This is a genomic window from Lysobacter sp. Soil_N_23 (genome assembly GCF_057656135.1).
Window position 1 is genome coordinate 189954 of record NZ_JBDGKY010000002.1, and the last position, 22372, is coordinate 212325.

At 66.6% G+C, this 22372-nt stretch carries 25 protein-coding genes and 1 tRNA gene; 16 read left to right on the forward strand and 10 right to left on the reverse strand.

The window, feature by feature from the left end; translation table 11 throughout:
- The first annotated feature begins 3 nt into the window (after nt 1-3).
- The 15 genes from ruvC (at nt 4) to AC3A3X_RS02740 (ending at nt 12959) form a co-directional block, all read left to right on the forward strand.
- Entirely contained in the window at nt 4-531 is a 528-nt protein-coding gene (ruvC, locus tag AC3A3X_RS02670) for a crossover junction endodeoxyribonuclease RuvC (protein WP_487581509.1), read from the forward strand.
- Complete coding sequence (gene ruvA, locus AC3A3X_RS02675; protein WP_487581510.1) at nt 528-1118, forward strand: Holliday junction branch migration protein RuvA; 591 nt, start codon at nt 528-530, stop codon at nt 1116-1118. Before ruvC ends, ruvA begins: the two co-directional genes overlap by 4 nt.
- Before the next feature lie 38 nt (nt 1119-1156).
- Nucleotides 1157-3076 carry a potassium transporter Kup gene (locus AC3A3X_RS02680; RefSeq protein ID WP_487581511.1) on the forward strand — a complete coding sequence of 640 codons (1920 nt, stop codon included), beginning with the start codon at nt 1157-1159 and terminating at the stop codon, nt 3074-3076.
- A 257-nt stretch (nt 3077-3333) separates the two neighbouring features.
- The gene (ruvB, locus tag AC3A3X_RS02685) at nt 3334-4374 is read left to right on the forward strand and encodes a Holliday junction branch migration DNA helicase RuvB (RefSeq protein WP_200606713.1); all 1041 of its coding nucleotides are present in this window, start codon (nt 3334-3336) and stop codon (nt 4372-4374) included.
- Nucleotides 4364-4789 carry a tol-pal system-associated acyl-CoA thioesterase gene (ybgC, locus tag AC3A3X_RS02690; protein WP_487581512.1) on the forward strand — a complete coding sequence of 142 codons (426 nt, stop codon included), beginning with the start codon at nt 4364-4366 and terminating at the stop codon, nt 4787-4789. Before ruvB ends, ybgC begins: the two co-directional genes overlap by 11 nt.
- Before the next feature lie 94 nt (nt 4790-4883).
- Nucleotides 4884-5675 carry a protein TolQ gene (gene tolQ / locus AC3A3X_RS02695; protein WP_487581513.1) on the forward strand — a complete coding sequence of 264 codons (792 nt, stop codon included), beginning with the start codon at nt 4884-4886 and terminating at the stop codon, nt 5673-5675.
- 90 nt (nt 5676-5765) lie between these two features.
- Entirely contained in the window at nt 5766-6227 is a 462-nt protein-coding gene (gene tolR, locus AC3A3X_RS02700) for a protein TolR (RefSeq protein ID WP_487581514.1), read from the forward strand.
- Nucleotides 6227-7189, forward strand: coding sequence for a cell envelope integrity TolA family protein (locus AC3A3X_RS02705; protein WP_487581515.1), 963 nt, complete (start codon nt 6227-6229; stop codon nt 7187-7189). Before tolR ends, AC3A3X_RS02705 begins: the two co-directional genes overlap by 1 nt.
- A 213-nt stretch (nt 7190-7402) precedes the next feature.
- Nucleotides 7403-8719, forward strand: a complete 1317-nt coding sequence (tolB, locus tag AC3A3X_RS02710; RefSeq protein WP_487581516.1) for a Tol-Pal system beta propeller repeat protein TolB — start codon at nt 7403-7405, stop codon at nt 8717-8719.
- Between the two features lie 107 nt (nt 8720-8826).
- On the forward strand, nt 8827-9339 hold the full coding sequence (gene pal, locus AC3A3X_RS02715) for a peptidoglycan-associated lipoprotein Pal (protein WP_487581517.1): 513 nt from the start codon (nt 8827-8829) through the stop codon (nt 9337-9339).
- Between the two features lie 12 nt (nt 9340-9351).
- Entirely contained in the window at nt 9352-10167 is an 816-nt protein-coding gene (gene ybgF / locus AC3A3X_RS02720; RefSeq protein WP_487581518.1) for a tol-pal system protein YbgF, read from the forward strand.
- A 77-nt stretch (nt 10168-10244) separates the two neighbouring features.
- A complete protein-coding gene (gene queE, locus AC3A3X_RS02725) occupies nt 10245-10922 on the forward strand; it encodes a 7-carboxy-7-deazaguanine synthase QueE (RefSeq protein ID WP_487581519.1) in 678 nt (225 codons plus the stop codon).
- A gap of 49 nt (nt 10923-10971) precedes the next feature.
- Nucleotides 10972-11670, forward strand: coding sequence for a 7-cyano-7-deazaguanine synthase QueC (gene queC / locus AC3A3X_RS02730; RefSeq protein WP_487581520.1), 699 nt, complete (start codon nt 10972-10974; stop codon nt 11668-11670).
- A gap of 115 nt (nt 11671-11785) precedes the next feature.
- Nucleotides 11786-11861, forward strand: a tRNA-Lys gene (locus AC3A3X_RS02735).
- Nucleotides 11862-12194: 333 nt separating this feature from the next.
- Entirely contained in the window at nt 12195-12959 is a 765-nt protein-coding gene (locus tag AC3A3X_RS02740; protein ID WP_487581521.1) for a DUF3667 domain-containing protein, read from the forward strand.
- A gap of 67 nt (nt 12960-13026) precedes the next feature.
- Here the strand turns inward: AC3A3X_RS02740 and AC3A3X_RS02745 are convergent, their stop codons facing one another.
- The 8 genes from AC3A3X_RS02745 to AC3A3X_RS02780 form a co-directional block, all read right to left on the reverse strand.
- Entirely contained in the window at nt 13027-13461 is a 435-nt protein-coding gene (locus AC3A3X_RS02745; RefSeq protein WP_487581522.1) for a hypothetical protein, read from the reverse strand.
- A gap of 276 nt (nt 13462-13737) precedes the next feature.
- Nucleotides 13738-13944: a hypothetical protein gene (locus tag AC3A3X_RS02750; RefSeq protein ID WP_487581523.1), complete on the reverse strand. Its 207-nt coding sequence runs from the start codon at nt 13942-13944 to the stop codon at nt 13738-13740.
- A 6-nt stretch (nt 13945-13950) separates the two neighbouring features.
- A complete protein-coding gene (locus AC3A3X_RS02755; protein ID WP_487581524.1) occupies nt 13951-14601 on the reverse strand; it encodes a hypothetical protein in 651 nt (216 codons plus the stop codon).
- On the reverse strand, nt 14602-15516 hold the full coding sequence (locus AC3A3X_RS02760) for an alpha/beta fold hydrolase (protein WP_487581525.1): 915 nt from the start codon (nt 15514-15516) through the stop codon (nt 14602-14604).
- Nucleotides 15517-15580: 64 nt separating this feature from the next.
- A complete protein-coding gene (locus AC3A3X_RS02765) occupies nt 15581-15802 on the reverse strand; it encodes a DUF2798 domain-containing protein (protein WP_487581526.1) in 222 nt (73 codons plus the stop codon).
- A gap of 52 nt (nt 15803-15854) precedes the next feature.
- On the reverse strand, nt 15855-16439 hold the full coding sequence (locus AC3A3X_RS02770) for a TetR/AcrR family transcriptional regulator (protein WP_487581527.1): 585 nt from the start codon (nt 16437-16439) through the stop codon (nt 15855-15857).
- A gap of 79 nt (nt 16440-16518) precedes the next feature.
- Complete coding sequence (locus AC3A3X_RS02775) at nt 16519-17754, reverse strand: MFS transporter (RefSeq protein WP_487581528.1); 1236 nt, start codon at nt 17752-17754, stop codon at nt 16519-16521.
- 98 nt (nt 17755-17852) lie between these two features.
- Nucleotides 17853-18233, reverse strand: a complete 381-nt coding sequence (locus AC3A3X_RS02780; RefSeq protein WP_487581529.1) for a hypothetical protein — start codon at nt 18231-18233, stop codon at nt 17853-17855.
- Between the two features lie 287 nt (nt 18234-18520).
- Here AC3A3X_RS02780 and aqpZ point away from each other — a divergent pair, with 287 nt between their 5' ends.
- Nucleotides 18521-19228: an aquaporin Z gene (aqpZ, locus tag AC3A3X_RS02785; protein ID WP_487581530.1), complete on the forward strand. Its 708-nt coding sequence runs from the start codon at nt 18521-18523 to the stop codon at nt 19226-19228.
- A gap of 87 nt (nt 19229-19315) precedes the next feature.
- Here the strand turns inward: aqpZ and recQ are convergent, their stop codons facing one another.
- Together recQ and AC3A3X_RS02795 are read right to left on the reverse strand one after the other, a co-directional pair.
- Nucleotides 19316-21130: a DNA helicase RecQ gene (gene recQ, locus AC3A3X_RS02790; RefSeq protein ID WP_487581531.1), complete on the reverse strand. Its 1815-nt coding sequence runs from the start codon at nt 21128-21130 to the stop codon at nt 19316-19318.
- Between the two features lie 708 nt (nt 21131-21838).
- Complete coding sequence (locus AC3A3X_RS02795; RefSeq protein ID WP_487581532.1) at nt 21839-22372, reverse strand: Dps family protein; 534 nt, start codon at nt 22370-22372, stop codon at nt 21839-21841.

Here is a 22372-nt window from a genome sequence, read left to right on the forward strand (position 1 = left end):
CACGTGATCAGAATCCTCGGGATAGACCCCGGTTCCCAGCGCACCGGTGTCGGCGTCATTGACGTGGCCGCCGACGGCCGCTGCACCTTCGTGCATGCGCGCGCGCTGGTCCTGCTCGAAGCCGAGGACTTCCCGTCGCGGCTCGGGCTGCTGTGCGAGGGGCTGGAGGCGCTGCTGGACGAGTGGCAGCCGCAGCAGGTCGCGATCGAGACCGTGTTCATGGCCAAGTCGGCGACTTCGGCGCTCAAGCTCGGCCACGCCCGCGGTGCGGCGCTGGCGACAGTAGTGCGCCGGCGCATTCCGATCAGCGAGTACGCACCGCGCGTGATCAAGCAGTCGCTGGTCGGTCGCGGCGCGGCCGAGAAGGACCAGGTCCAGCACATGGTCCGATTGCTGTTGAACCTGCCGGATACCAAATTGCAGGCCGATGCCGCCGATGCACTGGCAGTGGCGCTGACCCACGCGCACATGAGTGCGACCGCGGCACGCACCGGCGTGGCCACCCACCTGTTGCGGAGACGCGGCGCATGATCGGTCGTCTGAAAGGCATCCTCGTCCACAAGCAGCCGCCGTGGCTGGTGGTGGACGTGAACGGCGTCGGCTACGAGCTCGAGGCGCCGATGAGCACCTTCTACGACCTGCCCGACCTCGGCCGCGAAGTCGCGCTGTTCACCCATTACGCGCAGAAGGAAGACAGCGTTTCGCTGTACGGCTTCCTGCGCGAGGGCGAGCGCCGCCTGTTCCGCGACGTGCAGCGGGTGTCCGGCATCGGCGCCAGGATTGCCCTGGCGGTGCTCTCGGGCACTTCGGTGGACGAGTTCGCGCGCCTGGTACAGGTCGGCGACATCACCGCGCTGACCCGCATCCCCGGCATCGGCAAGAAGACCGCCGAGCGCATGGTGGTGGAACTGCGTGACCGCGCTGCCGACCTTGCCGGCGTGGGCGCCACCCTGTCGGGCAACGGCGCCGCCGCCGACCCCCAGAGCGAAGCCGTGATTGCCCTGCAGCAGCTGGGCTACAAGCCGGCCGAAGCCGTGCGCATGGCGCGCGAAGCGACCGCGGCCGGCGATGACGCCGCCGCCATCATCCGCAAAGCGCTAAAGTCCGCGCTCCGTTGACGCCACGGCGGCCCCGGCCGCCCCGAGCAACCCACTCCATGTCCTCTCCCGCTACCCACTCGACCTCCGCCAACGGCGCGCAGCACGGCCATGGCAAACAGGGGCTGGGCGGCCTGGTCATCGGAGCGATCGGCGTTGTCTTCGGCGACATCGGTACCAGCCCGCTGTACACGCTGAAGGAGGCGTTCTCGCCGCACTTTGGACTGATCGGCAACCACGACACGGTGCTGGGCATCCTGTCGCTGGTGTTCTGGGCGCTGATGATCACGGTGACCCTGAAGTACGTGACCATCATCATGCGCGCCGACAACGAGGGCGAGGGCGGCATCATGGCGTTGATGACGCTGGCCCAGCGCACCCTGCCAAAGGGCTCGCGCTCGGCGTATGTCATCGGCATCCTCGGCATCTTCGGCGCCTCGCTGTTCTTCGGCGACAGCGTGATCACGCCCGCCATCACCGTCCTCGGCGCGGTCGAGGGCCTGGAGGTCGCCGCGCCCGGACTGCACCGGTTCATCGTGCCGATAGCGGTTGTCATCCTGGTGATGGTGTTCTTCGCCCAGCGCTTCGGCACCGAGAAGGTCGGCCGGATTTTCGGACCGATCACCACGGTCTGGTTCCTGGCGCTGGCTGCGATCGGCGTCCACAACATCGTCGAAGCACCGGAAGTGCTCAAGGCGCTGAACCCGATGTGGGGCGCGCGCTTCTTCGTCGAGCACGGCTCGCACTCGGTGCTGATCCTGGGCGTGGTCGTGCTGGCGGTGACCGGCGGCGAGGCGCTGTACGCCGACATGGGCCACTTCGGGCCGCGGCCGATCCGCTACGCCTGGTACACGCTGGTGCTGCCGTGCCTGATGCTGAACTACCTGGGGCAGGGCGCGTTCGTGCTCGGCCACCCGGATGCGGTCAAGAACCCGTTCTTCGAGGCGGTGCCGGCGTGGGCGCTGTACCCGATGATCGTGCTGGCGACGATGGCCGCGGTGATCGCCTCGCAGGCGGTCATCACCGGTGCCTATTCGGTCGCCCGCCAGGCCATGCAGCTGGGCTACATCCCGCGCATGCAGGTCAAGCACACCTCGCAGTCGACCATCGGCCAGATCTACGTGCCGTACATCAACTGGCTGCTGATGATCGCGGTGCTGGCGGTGGTGCTGATGTTCCGCAGTTCGACCGCACTGGCCACGGCCTATGGCATCTCGGTGTCGGCGACCATGCTGATCGACACCCTGTTGCTGGCGCTGGTCGCGCGCGCGCTGTGGCCGCGCTGGCGCACTTGGGTGCTGCCGCTGTGCCTGCTGTTCTTCGTGGTCGATGTCGGCTTCGTCGTCGCCAACGGCGCCAAGTTCTTCGACGGCGCCTGGTTCCCGCTGCTGCTGGGCCTGGTCGTGTTCACCCTGCTGCGCACCTGGCGTCGCGGCCGCGAGCTGCTGCATGACGAGGTGCGCAAGGAAGGCATCTCGCTCGACAGCTTCCTGCCCGGCCTGATGCTGGCGCCGCCGGTGCGGGTGCCGGGCACGGCGATCTTCATGACCGCCGACAAGGGCGTGGTGCCGCATGCGCTGCTGCACAACCTCAAGCACAACAAGGTGCTGCACGAGCGCAACGTGTTCCTGACGGTGGAGACGCTCAACGTCCCCTATGCGCCGCGCGACAAGCGCCTGAAGATCGAGGCGATCGGCGACGACTTCTACCGCGTGCTGATCCGCTTCGGCTTCATGGAAGTGCCCGACGTGCCGCTGGCGCTGATGCGCTCGTGCGACGCGGGCGGCACCTACTTCGACCCGATGGACACCACGTATTTCGCCAGCCGCGAGACGGTGGTGGCCAGCCGCCACCGCGGCATGCCGATCTGGCGCGACCGGCTGTTCGCCTTCATGCACCGCAACGCCGCGCCGGCCACGGGCTTCTTCCGCATCCCGGGCAATCGTCTGGTGGAGCTGGGGGCGCAGGTAGAGATCTGACCGCGCTCAGCCCGTCGCGTATCCGCCCCATCACCGTCATCCCGGCGTGCGCCGGGATGACGGTGAAAGATCGTTTACGCCACCACCCCGTCATTCCCGCGTAGGCGGGAACCCAGCGACTGTCGAGCAACGTAAAGGGCAAATGGATCCCGGCGTTCGCCGGGATGACGGGAAAAGGGGCGGCTTGTTGTGAGGCAATGCGGAGTTTCGCCCCGCGCGCCATGCCTGCGACCCCATGCCCATGCGAACATACGGGCATGAACGACTCCCGCATCATCGCTGCCGGCGCCACCCGCGAGGACGAGGCCATCGAGGCGTCGATCCGGCCCAAGCGGCTGGACGAATACCTCGGCCAGGCGCCGGTGCGCGAGCAGATGAAGATCTATATCGAGGCCGCCAAGGCACGCGGCGAGGCCCTCGACCACGTCCTGATCTTCGGCCCGCCCGGCCTGGGCAAGACCACCCTCAGCCATGTCATCGCCAACGAGCTCGGCGTCGGCCTGCGCCAGACCTCCGGCCCGGTGATCGAGAAGGCCGGCGACCTGGCCGCGCTGCTGACCAACCTGCAGCCGCATGACGTGCTGTTCGTCGACGAGATCCATCGCCTGTCGCCGGCGATCGAGGAAGTGCTCTATCCGGCGATGGAGGACTACCAGATCGACATCATGATCGGCGAGGGCCCCGCGGCCCGCTCGATCAAGCTCGACCTGCCGCCATTCACCCTGATCGGCGCGACCACCCGCGCCGGCCTGCTGACCGCGCCCCTGCGCGACCGCTTCGGCATCGTCCAGCGCCTGGAGTTCTACAGCGCCGAGGAGTTGACGAAGATCGTGCGCCGTTCGGCGCAGATCCTCGGCATCGCCTGCGAGCCGGAAGGGGCGGCCGAAATCGCCCGCCGTTCGCGCGGCACCCCGCGCATCGCCAACCGCCTGCTGCGGCGTGTGCGTGACTTCGCCCAGGTCCGCGCCGGCGGCGACATCACCCGCGATGTCGCCGATGCGGCGATGGCCATGCTCAAGGTCGACCCGGAGGGTTTCGACGAACTCGACCGGCGCATGCTCAAGATCATCATCGAGTCCTTCGACGGCGGCCCGGTCGGCGTCGAATCGCTGGCCGCGGCGCTGAGCGAGGAGCGCGGCACACTCGAAGACGTCATCGAGCCCTACCTGATCCAGCAGGGCTACCTCATCCGCACCGCGCGCGGCCGGATGGCCACGCCCAAGGCCTACCGCCATATCGGCCTGAGGCCGAAAGCCAGCAACGGCGGGCTTTTCGAGGAGGCCGGCAGTGACGGTTGATGTGGCGTTCAGTTGGCCGACACGGGTCTACTGGGAAGATACGGACGCTGGCGGCGTGGTCTACCACGCCCAGTACCTGGCGTTCCTCGAGCGCGCGCGGACCGAGTGGATGCGTGCGCAGGGGTATGGCCAGGAGCTTTTGCGGATCGAGTACGGGCTGGTGTTCGCCGTGCGCGCCATGCAGCTGGACTTCCTCAAGCCGGCACGGCTGGACGATGCGCTGGCGGTGTCGGTGGGGCTGCAGGAATGCCGCCGCGCCAGCGCCGTTTTCACCCAGTCGATCGTCCGCAGCGGCGACCTGCTGCTGACCGCGCAGGTACGGGCGGCGGCGCTGGATGCGGACGGGTTCCGCCCGCGCCCGATCCCTCAGCCGGTGTACGACCAGCTCAAGGCGCTCGAGCAACCGCCGCTTTAACCACGTTGACCCCGATTCAGGCTTCACCCGTTTTTACCGTTCGCAGTCCCCCAAGTTGCACACAGTCCCGCGTGGCGGGCACGGAGAACCAGGCATGACCCCATTGTTGACAGCACTGCAGGCCACCGCGGTGGAGCCCCTGCCGGAAGAGGCCGCCAATGCCGCCAACACAGCGGTGCAGGCGCTGTCGACGGGCGCCGTCGACAACAACAGCCTCAACCTGCTGCAACTGGTGCTGCACGCCAGCCTCCCGGTGCAGTTGGTCATGCTGTTGCTGCTGTTCGGTTCGATCGCCTCGTGGGTGATCATCTTCCGCAAGAAGCGCGTGCTCGACCGCGCCGCGCGCGAGGCCGACCAGTTCGAAGAGCGCTTCTGGTCCGGTGCCGAACTGTCCAAGCTCTATGCCGGCACCACCGAGCGCAACCGCGAGATCGGCGGCCTGGAAGCGATCTTCGAAGCCGGCTTCCGCGAGTTCGGCCGCCTGCGCCAGCGCCGCGGCGCCGACAGCCGCATGCAGCTCGAAGGTGCCCAGCGCGCCATGCGCGCGACCGGCTCGCGCGAGATCGACGGCCTCGAGCACAACCTGGAATTCCTCGCCAACGTCGGTTCGATCAGCCCGTATGTCGGCCTGTTCGGTACGGTGTGGGGCATCATGATTTCGTTCCAGGGCCTGGCCAACATGAAGGAAGCGACCATCGCCACGGTCGCCCCCGGTATCTCCGAGGCGTTGATCGCCACGGCGATGGGCCTGTTCGCGGCAATCCCGGCGGTGTGGGCCTACAACCGCTACGCGACCAAGGTCGAACGCATGTCGGTGCGTTACGACGCGTTCTCCGAAGAGTTCTCCTCGATCCTGCAGCGCCAGGCGAACCTCGACGAGACCTGATGCGATTCCCTCGCAACGTCCCGCACAACCTGTGCGGACTTTCATCGGCCCCGTTGGGGTCGTGAACCAACTGATTACGAGAGGAAGGCCATGGCCGGTATCACCGCGCGCCGCCATCGCAAGCGCAAGCTCAAAGCCGAGATCAACGTCGTTCCCTATATCGACGTGATGCTGGTGCTGCTGATCATCTTCATGGTCACCGCACCGCTGTTGAATCTCGGCGTCGACATCGACCTGCCGCAGTCCAATGCCAAGTCGATCCAGGAAAAGAAGGACCCGGTCGTCGTCAGCGTCGACCCCAACGGACATTACTTCCTCGCCCTGAAGGCAGGCAGCAACGAGGCGGTCACCGCCGAGGCGCTGCAGGCCAAGGTGTCGGCGATCGTCGCGCAGAACCCGGATGTCGCCGTGTTCGTGGCCGGTGACGCCAAGGCCAATTACCAGAAGGTGATGGACGCGCTGGTGCTGCTGCAGGGCGCCAACGTGAAGAAGGTCGGCTTGATGAGCCAACCGGATCAGGCCCAGAGCCGGGCCACCAAGGCGGGTCGCTGATGCGGGAGTCGCGCGCCGACACCGCGCGGGCGATCTGGCAGGCGCTGGGGCTGCACGCACTGCTGTTCGCCCTGATGTTCGTCGGCCTGCTGTGGACCCGCGCCGCCGCGCCGGTATCGGCTGCGGGCTCGCCCGTGACCGCCGAACTGATCGACGCCGACGCCCTGTCGCCGGCGATGCAGCGCACGTTGCTCAAGCGACCCAAGCCGGTCGAACTGCCGCCGCCGCCGGAACCGGAAGAGGCCGCACCGCTGCCGCAGCCGTTGCCGGAGCCGCGGCCGGAAGATTCCGTCGCCACGCCGCAGCCGCAACCCCAGGACTTCATTCCGGTTCCGGACAACGAGAACCAGGAAGCGGTGGTCGACCAGCCGACGCCTATTGCCGCCGCCGAGGAAGACAAGGTCCAGGAAGCCAAGCGCAAGCAGGACCAGGTCGACCTGACCGAGCGCGAGCGCCAGGAGCAGGTCGAAAAGCAGCGTCGCCTGGCCGAGCAGCAGGACCAGGAGCGTGAGCAGAAGCTGGCCGAGATCCGCCGCAAGCGCGTCGCCGCCGCGCGCGAGGCCGACCTGGCCGAACAGCGCCTGCGCCAGATCGCCGACGTCCGCTCGCGTCCTGCGCCTGCCGAATCGGCCGGCAGCAGCGATGCCAGTCCACCGCCGGGTAACAGCGGCACCGACACCGGCCTGCAGGCGCGCTATGCCGCTGCATTGCAGGAAGCGATCCTGAGCAAATGGACCCGCCCGGAAACGGTGCCGGTTGGCGCCCGCTGCACGCTGCTGATCCGGCAGTTGCCGGGTGGGCGGGTGATGAGCGCGGAAGTGTCATCGCCGTGCGCCTACGATGAGCAGGGACGTCGCTCGATCGAAGCCGCCGTGCTCAAGGCACAGCCGCTGCCGTATGCCGGGTTCGAATCGGTGTTCGCGCGCAATCTGACGCTGAACTTCACGGCGCAGGATCGCTGAGGCGGGCGCCCTCACCCCAACCCCTCTCCCGCAAGCGGGAGAGGGGCTCAAGAGTCCCTTCTCCCGCTCGCGGGAGAAGGTGCCCGAAGGGCGGATGAGGGGCTTTTGCCCGGAGGGCGGATGAGGGCAATTTTCGCAGCCGAGCTTGAGCCCACGTTCACCCACTGCCTGTTAACAATTGCAAAGCTGAATGACCGCATCACTGGAGCACCGATGAACCGACCCGTTGCCTGGCTTGCCTCGCTGCTCGCCCTGCTGCTTCCCGTCGCCGCTTTCGCCCAGCAGGGGCTCGAGATCGACATCGTCGGCGGCAATGCCGCTGCCCTCCCGATCGCCGTGGTGCCGATGCCCTACCAGGGCAGCGGGACAGCGCCGGAAACCGACATCGCCCAGGTGGTCGGCGCCGACCTCGCGCGCTCCGGGCAGTTCCGGCCGCTTCCGGACAAGGACATCATCGAGAAGCCGACCAAGGGCGGGGAGATCAACTATCCGACCTGGCGCGCGTTGAACCAGGACTTCATCGTCGTCGGCCGCGTGCTCGACGCCGGTGCCGGCAGCTACCGCCTCGAGTACGAGCTGTTCGACGTGGCCAAGCAGGAGCGCCTGCTCGGCTTCGCCCTGACCGCCCGCGCCAACGCGATGCGTGATGTCGCCCACCAGGTCGCCGACGCGGTCTACGAAAAGATCACCGGCATCCGCGGCGCGTTCTTCACCCGCATCGCCTATGTCACCGCGACCGGCACCGGCAAGGGCGCCCAGTACGCGCTGATGGTCGCCGACTCCGACGGCTTCAACCCGCAGACCGTGGTGCGCTCACCCGAGCCGCTGCTGTCGCCGTCGTGGAGCCCGGACGGTGGTCGCCTGGCCTATGTCAGCTTCGAGGGCGGCAACTCCTCGATCTACATCCAGAACATCACCTCCGGCAGCCGCGAGCTGATCGCCAAGTTCCGCGGCATCAACGGCGCCCCGTCGTTCTCGCCCGACGGCCGCCGACTGGCCCTGACCCTGTCGCGCAGCGGCAACCCCGAGATCTACGTGATGGACCTGGGCAGCAAGGCGCTGACCCAGCTGACCAACCACTTCAGCATCGACACCGAGCCGAGCTGGAGCGCCGACGGTGGCACCATCTACTTCACCTCCGACCGCGGCGGCCGCCCGCAGATCTATTCGGTCCCGTCCAGCGGCGGCAGCGCCACCCGCGTGACCTTCCAGGGCAGCTACAACGCCAGCGCCAGCATTTCGGCCGACGGCAAAAAGATCGCCACCGCCCAGGGCGCCGGCAACACCTACCGCATCGCCATGATGGACAGCACCCTCGGGTCTGCGCGCTGGAGCACACTTTCGCCCGGATCCCTGGACGAGTCGCCCAGCTTTGCCCCGAATGGCGCAATGATCCTTTATGCTGCGCGCGAGGGCCGCCGGGGCGTGCTCTACGCCGTTTCGTCCGATGCCCGGGTGCGCCAGCGCCTGGTGCTTGCGGATGGGGACGTGCGTGAGCCGGCTTGGGGGCCGTTCCGCTTGCCTCGCTGATCTTGTCGGAGCGATCCGCAGGATTGGCGGCGCTGCAGTACGTTCTTGTTTTACTTCCGCTTGCCCCGTATCTGTCCCACGCTTGAATGACGAGGAACACACAAACCATGAACAACACCGCTCGCATCCTGCTCACCGCCGTGCTGTGCACCGCCGCTGTGGCCTGCTCCAAGAAGGTCAAGGAAACCCCGCCGCCGGCAGAAACGCCGACCACCACCCCGGCTCCGGAAGCTCCGGTCACCTCGGGCGTGTACGGCCCGAACGACCTCGACACCGACGCCTGCCTGCGTCAGCGCGTGGTTTACTTCGACTTCGACCAGGACAGCCTGCGTCCGGAGTTCCAGGCCATCGTCGGCTGCCACGCCAAGTACCTGCGTGACCGTCCGTCCTCGCGCATGACCCTGGAAGGCAACGCCGACGAGCGCGGCAGCCGCGAGTACAACCTCGGCCTCGGCGAGCGCCGCGGCAATGCCGTGTCGTCGGCCGTCCAGGCCAATGGCGGCTCGGGCAGCCAGATCACGGTCACCAGCTACGGCGAAGAGCGTCCGGTCTGCACCGACTCGAACGAAGATTGCTGGGCCAAGAACCGTCGCGTCGAGATCGTGTACACCGCCAAGTAATAGCTGGCGATGATGCGCAAGACGTTACTTGCCATGGCGTTCGCGGCGACCCTCGTGGTCGCCGCGCCCGCTGTCGCGCAACGGGCCAGCCTGGCTGACCGGGTGACCGTGCTCGAGCAGCAGGCCGCCAACAACCAGGGCAATGTCGACCTGCTCAACCAGGTCAGCCAGTTGCGCAACGAAGTGCAGGCCCTGCGTTCGCAGATCGAAGAACTGCAGCAGCAGAACAACCAGCTGCTGGAAAGCGGCAAGGCCCAGTACCTCGACCTCGACGGCCGCATCAACCGGCTCGAGAGCGGCGCGGTCACGCCACCGGCCACCGGGATCCCGGCACCGGCGGCGGCACCGGCCAAGTCGACCAAGCCCGCGGCGCCGTCCGCATCGGTCAAGGACCGCCCACCGGCGGTCTACGGCGACAAGGGCGCACTGGCCCAGGGCGCCGACGAACGCGCCGCCTACGATGCCGCCTTCGGCGCGCTCAAGAGCGGCGACTATGTCGAGTCCTCGCGCCTGTTCCAGGCCTTCGTCGAGACCTATCCGCAGGGCGCCTACGCGCCAAACGCGCTGTACTGGCTCGGCGAGAGCTACTACGTCACCCAGAATTACGAGCTGGCGCAGATCCAGTTCCAGTCGCTGCTGGACCGTTACCCGACCCACGACAAGGCCCCGGGCGCGATGCTCAAGGTCGGCCTGTCGCAGTTCGGGCTCAAGCAGGTCGAAGCGGCCGAGCGCACGCTGGCCGAGGTTTCGGCGAAATACCCCGGCTCCGACGCTGCCCGCACCGCCAGCGACCGTCTCAACGCGATCCAGCTCGGCCGGCTGCGCTGAGCCCGGCCGCTACGCCAGCGTGAGCAACCCCGGTTGTTATCAAGCCCGGTCCCGCAAGATCCTTTAAAATCAGCGCCATGAACGCACTCCCCGCCGAAGCGGCCGCAGCGTCGCCGGAGCGGCTGCGGATCACCGAGATTTTCCTGTCCCTGCAGGGCGAGGCCCGCAGCATCGGCTGGCCGACCGTATTCGTGCGCCTGACCGGCTGCCCGCTGCGCTGCCAGTACTGCGACACCGCGTACGCCTTCCATGGCGGCGAGTGGCACCAGATCGACGACATCCTCGCCGAGGTCGCCGGCCACGGCGCCCGTCATGTCTGCGTCACCGGTGGCGAACCGCTCGCGCAGAAGCGCTGCATCGGCCTGCTGCAGCGGCTGTGCGACGCCGGCTATGAGGTATCGCTGGAGACCTCCGGCGCGATCGACATCAGCCAGGTCGACCCCCGCGTCTCGCGCATCCTCGACATCAAGACGCCGGGGTCGATGGAGGTCCACCGCAACCTGTGGTCGAACCTGCCGCTGCTGACCCCGCACGACCAGGTCAAGTTCGTGATCTGCTCGCGCGAGGACTACGACTGGGCCAAGGGCGTGGTCGCCGAACACGGCCTCACCGCGGTCTGCGATGTACTGTTCTCGCCCAGCTTCACCCAGATCAAGCCCAGCGACCTGGCCGACTGGATCGTCGCCGACAAGTTGCCGGTGCGGTTCCAGCTGCAGTTGCACAAGATCCTGTGGAACGACGAGCCGGGCCGCTGACCGCGGCCGGCTCCGTTCCGCAGTGACTCCCCCAGTGGAAGCCAATGAGATGAAGAACGCTGTTGTCCTGGTATCGGGCGGGATGGACTCCGCCGTGGTCATCGCGATCGCGCGCGAGCAGGGCTTCGCCGTGCATGCGCTGAGCGTGCGCTACGGCCAGCGCCACACCTCCGAGCTCGATGCCGCCGACCGCGTGTCGAAATCGCTCGGCGCGGTCGCGCACAAGACGGTCAACGTCGACCTGCGCAGCATCGGCGGATCGGCGCTCACCGACGAAACCATCTCGGTGCCGACCGACGACGACGGCCACGCGATCGGCCAGGCCGCGGCCAAGGACGCGATCCCGGTGACCTACGTGCCCGCGCGCAACACGATCATGCTGTCGGTCGCGCTGGGCTGGGCCGAAGTGCTGGGCGCGGCCGACATCTTCTGCGGCGTCAATGCCGTCGACTACTCCGGTTACCCGGACTGCCGCCCTGAATTCATCGCCGCATTCCAGAACCTGGCCAACCTCGCCACCAAGGCGGGCGTGGAAGGCGCCGGCCTGCGCGTGCACGCGCCGCTGCAGTTCATGAGCAAGGCCGACATCGTCCGCGAGGGCGTGCGCCTGGGCGTGGATTTCGCCGAGACCGTCTCCTGTTACAAGGCCGACGATCAGGGCCGCGCCTGCGGCCATTGCGACGCATGCCGCCTGCGTGCGGAAGGCTTCATCGCGGCCGGCGTGCCCGACCCGACGCGTTACGTATGAACGACGGACGCCGCCGCAGACTCCATCGCGGCGGCGCCGTGCGCTAGAATGCACGCCCCGGCGCAAGGCCGGGCGCGCCGCCCGCAACCACCGCGAGCGCAGGAAAGTTCCAAGTGGGCCGTTAGCTCAGTCGGTAGAGCATCGGACTTTTAATCCGCTGGTCGATGGTTCGAATCCATCACGGCCCACCATCCTTCAAGGCGGTTGCGGCGTAGGGCGCATTTCCGCAAACCCGGAATTTTTCCCGCAGTTCGCCAAGGGTTGCGGTGCACGTGCAGGGTAGGGACGGTCAGTGGAGCATGGAGCGTCCTATGGCGACGATCCCAACCCTCCGAAGGGTTGACACGTCGTTTGTGGCGTGGGCGTCACCATCGAGGGACAATGCGGTGGCGCGCGACTCCTGCACGGGGGGCGGCACCTTGACTCAAGTCGACACAGCTCGTCCTGCCAGCACCACTTGTGGAAACTGCGGAGCCACGACCACGGGTGCGTATTGCCCTGCGTGTGGCCAAGATACAAAGGTCGTGCCACCTACGGTCGCCGAATACATTCACGAGCTGCTGGATCACTTCATACACTTCGATGGAAAGCTCTGGCACACGCTCTGGCCGCTAATCTTTCTACCGGGAAAGCTCCCTCTCGACCATCTCAAAAACAAGCGTGCGCGCTACGTCAAGCCATTGAAGCTTTACCTTGCCGCGATCGCACTTGCCTTCGCTGCCTTCCAGTTCCTGGGTTGGGATCTGGGTCTCAGGTTCGGCGCGGGCGACTTTTCCCTGCGCTTCGATCTGTTGAGCCAGGCGCCGCCAGGCACAACCGTCACCCAAAGCCGGCTGGGCGCGGATTCGGTTCCCTGGGTGCTCGATCATTTCGATACGCCTGGCATTCGGCGGCTCAAGGCCTTGCCACCTGAAGAGCGGCTAAGGGTGACGCGCGAACGGGGCATTCACTTCCTGCCGTACCTGACGCTTGGTCTCGTGCCCGTCTACGCCGGACTGCTGCAGTTGGTATACCGCGATCGCCGCCGGCGCTACGGTGTGCATCTTGTGTTCGCTCTATACGTCCATAGCTTCCTGCTGCTGATGCTAGTCGTAGAAGCAAGGCTCCCCCTGGTGCTCGCCAGCATCCTGTCCACGTGGTCGATCGCCTACTACGCGCTCGCGCTCAAGCGTGTGCACGGAGGAACATGGACGGAGACTGTTGGGCGTGGTGCTCTTCTGGCGACGCTCTACTTCCTGGCAACGCTCGCCATCGTATTGCTGGTGACTGTCATGCTGCTTTCCGTGTGAGCTGCTGCCGGGCAGCGTGCTACCGATTGAAAGCACGGCCAGAAGCGGCCATTCGCCAATGCCTGGGTCAAGCCGGGCCGCGAAGCGGCTTCGGCTTGAACGAGTTGTCAGGCCCGCGGCCGATAAGCCTCAGGGCAGCGCGCCTTACTGCGGAAGTGCCATGGATTGCCGCGAGAAGTGCATAGAGCCATGCCTTTTGCCAGCGCCGGCGAATAACAAACACGTGCATGTGCAGGTTATGACGCTTTCTGACGAAGCCGCCACTGTGAATGATGACGAATGAGTGGGCATTGCCCGTGACTTTAGCCGAGAGCTCATGTGCTTCGGCCATGAAAAAACTCATGACCGAAAGGTCAATGCTGGGGTGATCCGGATCGCCGGGCTCATGGCAGAGCACAAAGCAATGGCTGCACAGGGGAAGCTTGTAGGACACAAGGAAGCACTCCCGCTCTTGATAGCCGGGTGGAGTAGAGACGCTTCTTTGCCTGACGAGAAGGTTCACGAGTGCGCCTGATGCCGGAGTTGAGCCGCGCCACGGAGCGGCTCGACTTTAATGATTGTAAGTGCCCACCCATGACTCCCCGCCCGCGCTTGCGATTTTCCGGATTTCCATGGCGCGATCTGGAGCGCGCAAGGCACGCACCGGTACGAAGTGGGCACAACGTTCGCTGAAGTAACCCTCTGGTTCGGCGTGAGCTTAAGCAAGCTGGGTCCAGCTAACAAGGTGGCGTATGACCGGACCCCGCGGGCCGGTGCGCGCGGCTCGATCAGGTCACGGTCAATCAAGCCGGCTCAGGCCGCGAACGCGCACCTGCGCCGGCTTGACGGCATGCGCATCGGCCGCCTGTGCGCGGATGCGCACTAGGACCTCAGCCGGATCCAGCTCGTCGCCCGGTGCAACCGTGTGCACCAGGGTCGACTGGCCCCAGATCCGGAGGTGGTCGTTCAGTTGTATTTCGTAGTCAGCGAAGTAGCAGTAGCGCATGGCGGATCACGTGCCAACGTGGATGTTGTTCTCGCATTCGCTGCAACCCAGGCGCTCCAGTGCGATGGACAGCGCGAGCACATAGCCTTGCGCGCCATAACCGTCGATGACGTTGAGCGGGGTGCCAACGCAGCGGTGCTGGAGCGATCCGGCTCCGTCGGCATGCACTTCGATGTAGGGGACGCCGGCGTGATGGAGCGCCGCGCCGAGTTCACCGCCGACTCGCGCGTCGGGGCCCGGGTCGAGCAGCAGGAACTCGGTGTTCCTGCCATCGATGCGGCGCAGCCGATCCAGGATGTCCGACGCGTTGCGACAACTGCACACCGCGACCGTCTTGCCGGCGAGGGACGCCCTTTCGACCAGTTGCGACACGACTTCCCGCGGAAGGCCATGGGTACCGGATCGAGCACCATCGGGCGCGGCGAGAATGGCAATGGACATCGTTTGCTCCGTTTTGACCAGTGCGTTTGACCAGTGCGCAGTTTCTGGCGGGCCCGCGTAAAACCTCCATTCGGATACCAGCCTGCTGGCGTAAGCATGGCGTAAATTCACTGGCCAATGCGCGGAACGATGCGCCAGGCGCTCGCGCACATGGATCGCATCGCAGCCGAGCGCGATGTCCGCATCATCTATGGCATCGGGTGACGCAGTGCGCACTCAACAGAACGAAGCACGAATCTCGTCGACGGTCCGCTTGCGATCCTGCAGGTGCGGGTAGTGGCCGATACCGGGCAGCACGGTGAGTTCGAGGTTGGCCTTCGCGCTGAACTCCTCCGCCATTCCCCGGTTGATGTAGAGATCCTTCTCGCCCCAGACCACCTTCACCGGCGTCCTGAGGCGGGTGAGATTCGACTCGAAGTACTGCTGATCCCGGGTGAAGTGGGAGTAGTAGTGGTAGAAGGCATCCACCGAGGTCATGTCTTCCCGGGTCCATCCACGCGCCATGTCGTCGCGGAACTCCGGGGATATCTCGTACCGCGCATCCTCGGGAAGGCCGCGGAAGAAGGTGTTGGCCAGGATCTCGTCGCGATGGTTGTTCATGTAGGCGCGAGTCGGCTCGGCCGTGGGGCCCGCCTTGAGGTTCTGCAGGCTCTCGTACATGTACTGGGGCCGGTCGAACGGCGCGAAGTCGCCGACGATGATCGTCCGGGCAATGTCAGGCTGTTCGAGTGCCAGCAGCAGCGCCGGCAGCGCGCCGATGTCGGTGGCGTAGATCGTCAGGTTCGAGCGGTCGATGCCTGCCTTGTCGATGTATTGCTTGAGGACCTGTGCATAGTCCGCGGGGGCATAGGAGAACCTGTTGGCCGCGGGCCGGGATGACAGCCCGTAGCCTGGCCAGTCGAAGGCATGCACTTCGTAGTCGTCGCCCAGTTCGATGGCGATCTCCTTCCAGGCGTACACGGTCTCCGGGAAGCCGTGCAGCAGAAGCACGGTTCCCTTCGCTGCCGCGTTGTGCACGACCATGTTGCGCAACGACATGTCCTTGTCGATCTCGACGACTCCGATGTCCGCTTTCCGCTCCGGTGTACCGGGGTCATGGGCGCAGCCGGATGCAATCAAGGTGCCGGTCATGAGGACGCTCCCGATCAGTTGCTTCAAGGATGGCTTGAACACGGTCTGTTGCCTCGTTGCAAGGCTACGGGATCAGCCGATCGACCTGCGCCTGCAGGCGCGGGCCGATGAGCAGGATCGCGGGAATGACGATCAGGTAGCCGATGCCCCACGAACGCAGCCATGTCAGGGCGAAGTCCTCGGAGAACCCGAGGTTCAGGGCGAGCAGGGCGAAGGAGATGACGCCCGTAGTGACGACGCCCATGGAAAGGGCGAAGGCGATCTTGCGTTTGAGATGGGTGTTCATGGCGTGATCCGGGAGGTTTGATACCGAGCGGTATATTTGTGGTCGAAAAAAATCACGTCAGGGCGACGATGGAGCTCTCCACCGAGGACATGACGAGCTTGCTGTACCTGGTGTTGCCGGTCAGCCGGGAAAGCATGATGGAGCCTTCGATCGTGGCGATCAGCGTCACCGCGGTCTGCTCCGCATCGATGTCCTTGCGGAATTCGCCGGCGGCGATGCCTGCCTCGATGACCGCGACGAGATGCTTCTTCCAGCCCAGGAACGCAGCCTTGGCTTTCTCCCTGAGGGCAGGGTGGGTGTCATCGGCCTCGATGGCGGTATTGAGCAGGGGGCAGCCGCCCTGCGGAAAGCCGCTGGGCAGCCTGGTGTAGGCGCCGGTGATGGCGAGCAGCCGGTCCTTGTTGGAGGCGTGCCTGTCCATCTGCGCGCGAACCGCCGCCTGTGCCTGCGCCCAGTTGTGCTCGAACGCGGCCAGGGCCACTTCTTCCTTGTTGGCGAAGTTGCCGTAGATGCTTCCCTTGGTCAGCCCGGTGGCCTCTTCCATGTCGGCCAGGGACGTGCCGGCATAGCCCTTCACGTTGAAGACGGGGGCGGTCTTCTCGACGATCAGGTAGCGGGTTCTTTGCGCCTTGTTCATGCCGGCGAAAATATACCGATCGGTATTGCCTGTCAACATCTTTCCGGGCGGGGTGTCCAGCGCCGTCTGCGGCCCGCGTTCAGGCCGGCGCTGGCCTGAGGCCGTCCCGGTCGCGTTCGGCCGGCATGGTCGGGAACAGCATCGCGATCGCCGCTGCCGCCAGGCCCACGGCCATCGATCCCACATACAGCCACGTATAGCTGCCGAAGCGGTCGTACAACCAGCCGCCCATCAGCGGGCCTGTCGCCATGCCGAGGCTGGAGAGCATGTTCATCGCGCCAAGCACGGTGCCGAGGATGGCAGGACTGAACGCATCGCGTGCCAGCGAGGCATACAGCGGCATCGTGCCGCCATAGGCCATGCCGAACACGATGGCCACTGCGTAGAAGCCGTCGATCTGGCTGACCTTGAGATAGGTCACTGCGGCGAAGGCCTGAACCAACAGGCCGACCACCAGCACCGGCTTGGCGCCGACGCGATCGGCGAGGGCGCCGCACAGCAAGCGACCGCCGAGACCGGCCGCGCCTTCCATGCTGTAGATGGTGACGGCCGCGGTAACGCTGAGGCCGCAACCGACCGCATAGCTGACGGTATGGAAGATCGGTCCGGAATGCGCCGCGCAGCAGGCAAAGAACGCCAGGGCCAGCACGATGAACGGTCGCGAGCGCAGCGCCTGCGCGGCAGTCATCTGCTGCGTGGGTGCGGCGATGGCGTCGGCCGTCGTCGTCGGCGCAGCTCGGATGAACCACACGGCCGGCAACGTCAGCATCCACGCCACCACGCCGACGATCAACAACGTCTCGCGCCAGTCGTAATGGCTGATCAGCCACGCCACCAGCGGTGACATCGTCATCGGCGCCACGCCCACGCCGGCCGAGACCAGCGAGATGGCCAGGTTCCGATGCCGGTCGAAGGACGCCGCAGTCGCGGCAATCACCGGGGCGAAGAAGCTCGACGTTGCCACGCCCAGCAACACGCCGTAGGCGAGCTGGAACTGCAGCAGGCTGGTGGCAAGGCTGGCCAGCACGCATGACAGGCCCAGCAGCAGCGATCCCGCCAGAACCACGATCCTGGGTCCGACCCGGTCGCTGAGCATGCCCCAGCCAAAGCTGCCGAAGGCGCCGCTGACGAAGGCCAGGGTCATGGCGCTGGAGAGGCCGGCGCGCGTCCAGCCGGTCGCCGCGCCCATCGGCGCCAGCAGCACCGCCAGGGAGAAGATCGTGCCGATCGCGACGCAGCCCAACACTGCGCCGGCGGCGACGAGCGCCCAGTTGCGGTCCATGGACGGTGAAGCAGCGGCGCCGGATCCTTTCATGCGGTGTCTCCTCATGGCAGATACCAGGGAGACGAACCGGGGCGACGCAAATCGACACGTGGCCCGGCAGGAGGCCCACGCGCGCACCGCTCGGGCGGTCAGGTCCCCGGGTTCTTAGCCACCACGATGATCCCGCGCGCATGCAGGCTGGCCAGGTCGTCGCGCGCAATCTCGATGTTCTTTGTCATGTCGTAGCGGATCCCCTCGGCGATGGCGCTCTCCAGATAGCGGTAGGCGCGGCGCTTGCTGGGAGAACTGTCCACCGCCGGATGCGCCATGATCCGGTCGGGGAAGACTTCTTCCACGCGCATCAATCCGTAGATCGCAGGCGATGCGGTCGCGCCGTGCAGCGCGTTGATGCGTGCCATGTAGATGTCACCGGGGCTGGGGTCGTCAAGGCAGCGGCGAGTGCGGTTCTCGAAGCTGCCCATGAAGATGATGATCGATGCCGTGGCCAGCACCACGATGGCGGCGGCCACCTTGTACGTCGTCCTGCTCATGCATTCCTTCCCGCGCGCCGGGCGTGACGCGTCGACGCAATTCTGGCGAGCGTGCGAGCGCGATCACATAGGACCAGTCTCAAACGACACAGGCACCACCGGACCAAGCCGGTGAACGACGGCTGACGTAGCGCCTGCGCTTGAGAATCGCCTGATGGAAACAGGCCCGATACGGCACCTACGCTGTCGCGCCTGCGCTTGCAGGTCGCGGCGCATGCCTGCGCAAATCAACAACATCAGTGGCGCGTGCGCCGGGGAGAGATTGCATGATCAAACGATTGTCCGCCGAGTTCATCGGCACGTTCTGGCTGGTGCTCGGGGGCTGCGGAAGCGCCGTGCTGGCAGCCCATTTCGGGGGCGACGGCAATCCGCTGGGAATCGGACTGCTCGGTGTGTCGCTGGCGTTCGGCCTGACGGTGCTGACCGGCGCGTATGCGCTGGGCCACATCTCCGGTGGTCACTTCAACCCGGCGGTCAGCGTCGGCCTGTGCGCGGCGGGACGTTTCCCGGCGCGTGACGTGTTGCCCTATGCGGTGGTGCAGGTACTGGGCGCGATTGCAGCTGCCTTCGTCATCCAGCACATCGCCGCCGGCAGCGCGCAGGTCGTGATCGATCTCAACGCACCTGGTGCGTTCGCCAGCAACGGCTACGGCACGCTGTCGCCAGGTGGCTTCAGCATGACGGCGGCGCTGCTGTGCGAAGGGGTGCTGACGGCGATGTTCCTGATCGTGATCCTCGGCGCCACCGACGGCCGGGCGCCGGCCGGCTTCGCGCCGATCGCGATCGGACTGGCGCTCACGCTGATCCACCTGATCAGCATCCCGGTGACCAACACGTCGGTGAATCCGGCGCGCTCGACCGGCATGGCGCTGTTTGCCGGCAGCGGAGCGATCAGCCAGCTGTGGCTGTTCTGGCTGGCGCCGATCGTCGGCGGCGTGCTGGGCGGCCTCGCCCATCGCGGTCTCAAGAGTTGAAGCCTGGGTCCCCACGCACGCACGTCGTCGTGCGTGGGGGCACATGGTTCGGCAGCCAGGTGGTTCGGCGTGTAGCCGAGGACACCGTCAGGGTGCGCTGTCGAACAGGTGTTGCAGCACGGCCTCGCCGTAACGGTCGAGCTTGCTCGCGCCGATGCCGGGGATGCGTGCAAGTTCGTCCAGGTCGTCGGGTGCGGCTTCGGCGATCGCGCGCAGCGTGCTGTCGTGGAAGATCACATAGGCCGGGACGTTCTGCTCGCGCGCGGTGGTGGCGCGCCAGTGGCGCAGCGCGTCGAAGCGCAGCTGCGAATCGACGTCCAGCTCGATCATCTGCACCGTGGTCGCGCCGCGCGCCTTGCGTCCGCGTGCCGGCTTGGGCGCTTCGTGACGGAAGCGAAGTTCGCGTTCGCCGCGCAGCACCGGGCCGCTGGCCGCGGTCAGGCGCAGGGCGCCGTGGTGTTCGACGTCGGCTTCGAGCAGGCCGTTGGCGACCAGCTGGCGGAATACACCGCGCCATTGGCGCTCGTCGAGGTCGTTGCCGATCGCGAAGGTGCTCACGCGCTCGTGGCCCCATTGCCGCACCTTCTCGGTGTCGGCGCCGCGCAGCACGTCGATGACGTGGCCGGCGCCGAAACGCTGGCCGGTGCGGTACACGCATGACAATGCCTTGCGCGCGGCCTGGGTACCGTCCCAGCTGCTGGGCGGTTCCAGGCAGTTGTCGCAGTTGCCGCAGGCGCCCGGGTGCGGTTCGCCGAACCAGCCCAGCAGCGCCTGGCGACGGCACTGGGTGGATTCGCAGTAGCCCAGCAGGGCGTCGAGCTTGCCCAGCTCCAGGCGCTTGCGGTCCTCGCCGGCCTCGCCCTGCTGGATCATCGTGCGCAGGTTGACCATGTCGCCCAGGCCGTAGCTCAGCCACAGTTCGGCCGGTTCGCCATCGCGGCCGGCACGGCCGGTTTCCTGGTAGTAGCCCTCGATCGACTTGGGCAGGTCGACGTGGGCGACGAAGCGCACGTCGGGCTTGTCGATGCCCATGCCGAAGGCGATCGTCGCCACCATCACCACGCCGTCTTCCTGCAGGAAGCGGCGCTGGTTGCCGGCGCGCAGCTGCGCGTCCATGCCGGCGTGGTAGGGCAGGGCCTTGATGCCGGCGGCCTGCAGTTGCTCGGCCACGCTCTCCACGCGCTTGCGCGAGAATGCGTAGACGATGCCGCTTTCGTCGCGATGGCCGGACAGGAAGTCCAGCAGCTGGCGCACGCCGGCGCCGTCCTTGTGGACGACGCGGTAACGAAGGTTGGGGCGGTCGAAGGAGCTGACGAACTGGCGCGCGTCCTCCAGCGCCAGGCGCTCGGCGATCTCGCGCCGGGTCGGCGCGTCGGCGGTGGCGGTCAGGGCGATGCGCGGTATCTCGGGCCAGCGCTCGTGCAGGACGGTGAGCTGGCGGTACTCCGGGCGGAAGTCGTGGCCCCATTGCGATACGCAGTGCGCCTCGTCGATGGCGAACAGGCCGATCCGGGCGCGCTCGAGCAGCGACAGGAAACGGCCGGTGAGCAGGCGCTCGGGGGCCACGTAGAGCAGGTCGAGCTCGCCGGCGAGCAACTGGCGTTCGACGTCGGCGGCGGTGGCCGCATCCAGCGTGGAGTTCAGGTAGGCCGCGCGCACGCCGAGCTGGCGCAGCGCCTCGACCTGGTCCTGCATCAGCGCGATCAGCGGCGAGACGACCAGGCCGCAGCCGTCGCGCAGCAGGGCCGGGAGCTGGTAGCACAGGGACTTGCCGCCGCCGGTGGGCATCAACACCAGGGCGTCGCCGCCGCTGCTGACGTGTTCGACGATCTGCGCCTGTTCGCCGCGGAAAGCAGGGTGGCCGAAAATGCGGCGGAGCAGATCGAGTGCGGGGTCGGACATGCGCCTAGTTTAGCGGGCGCGGGGCGTCAGGCCGTCGGGAAAGAGGTCAGCAGCGCATCGGAAGGCAGCAACTCCCTCTCCCGCGTGCGGGAGAGGGCTGGGGTGAGGGCAGGCGGCCGAGATGCCGCGAAAAGAGGTTCTCTTCCCCTTGCGTGGAGGTTGGCGTTGCCTGTCGTCCCGAACGCAGTGAGGGGCCTGCTGGTGCTGTTGCGTGTTGGGCTTGCGTCTGCGGAACGGCGTCGTCCGCCGGGCCGGGGATTGCTCCGCCCCTTAGTCACATCCTGTCCGAATGCGGGGCGTGGGCCATCCATGGCCCACTGCGGGGCAATCCCCGGCCCGGCGGACGACGCTCTGGTGCTTCGTTGCCCGGTCTTCGGTGGCCCTCACCCCAACCCCTCTCCCGCACGTGGGAGAGGGGCTCTCACCGTTGCTGGAAGACCGTCATCCCCGCGAAGGCGGGGACCCAGTGTCGTTGCTCTGATGCCCGTCATTCCCGCGAAGGCGGGAACCCATGGACGTTGCTCCACCGAATCTCACCAACACGTGTCAGGAACGCGGGGTTGCGCACCCAAGCGGGTTTGAAACCACCTGATCCTCCAGCGGGCGTGCGGGACCGAGCTCCCGACCGAGCGAGGGCACGGACACCGCCCTGTATCGGCACAGCCCGAGCCCGACCCTTGCAGTCGTGTAGGGGGTGAGGGTTGCCCGTCACTCCAGCAGCGAGCGCAGCATCCAGGCGTACTTCTCGTGGGTCTGCAGGCGCTGGGTCATCAGGTCGACCGTCGGGTCGTCGCCGGCGTCATCGGCCAGCTTGAGCACCTTGCGCGCGGTGCGGGCCACGGCCTCGTTGCCGACGGTGAGCTGGCGGACCATCTCGCGCCAGTCCAGCGACTCGGTCAGGCCGGGTTCCTCGGGAATCGAGCTCAGACGGATGAACTCGGCGTACGAACCCGGGGCGTTGAAGCCCAGGGCGCGGATGCGCTCGGCGGTCTCGTCCAGCGCATTCCACTGCTCGGTGTACTGGCCCTCGAACATCAGGTGCAGGCTGTTGAACATCGGCCCGGTGATGTTCCAGTGGAAATTGTGGGTCTTCAGGTACAGCGTGAAGCTGTCCGAAAGGAAGCGCGACAGGCCCTCGGCAATCTTCTTGCGATCGCCACCGCTGATCCCGATGTCAATGGCCGTGGAGCTGGCCGCGGGCGTTGTCGGCGTCTTGGACTTGGCGGTTTTCTGTTTAGCCAC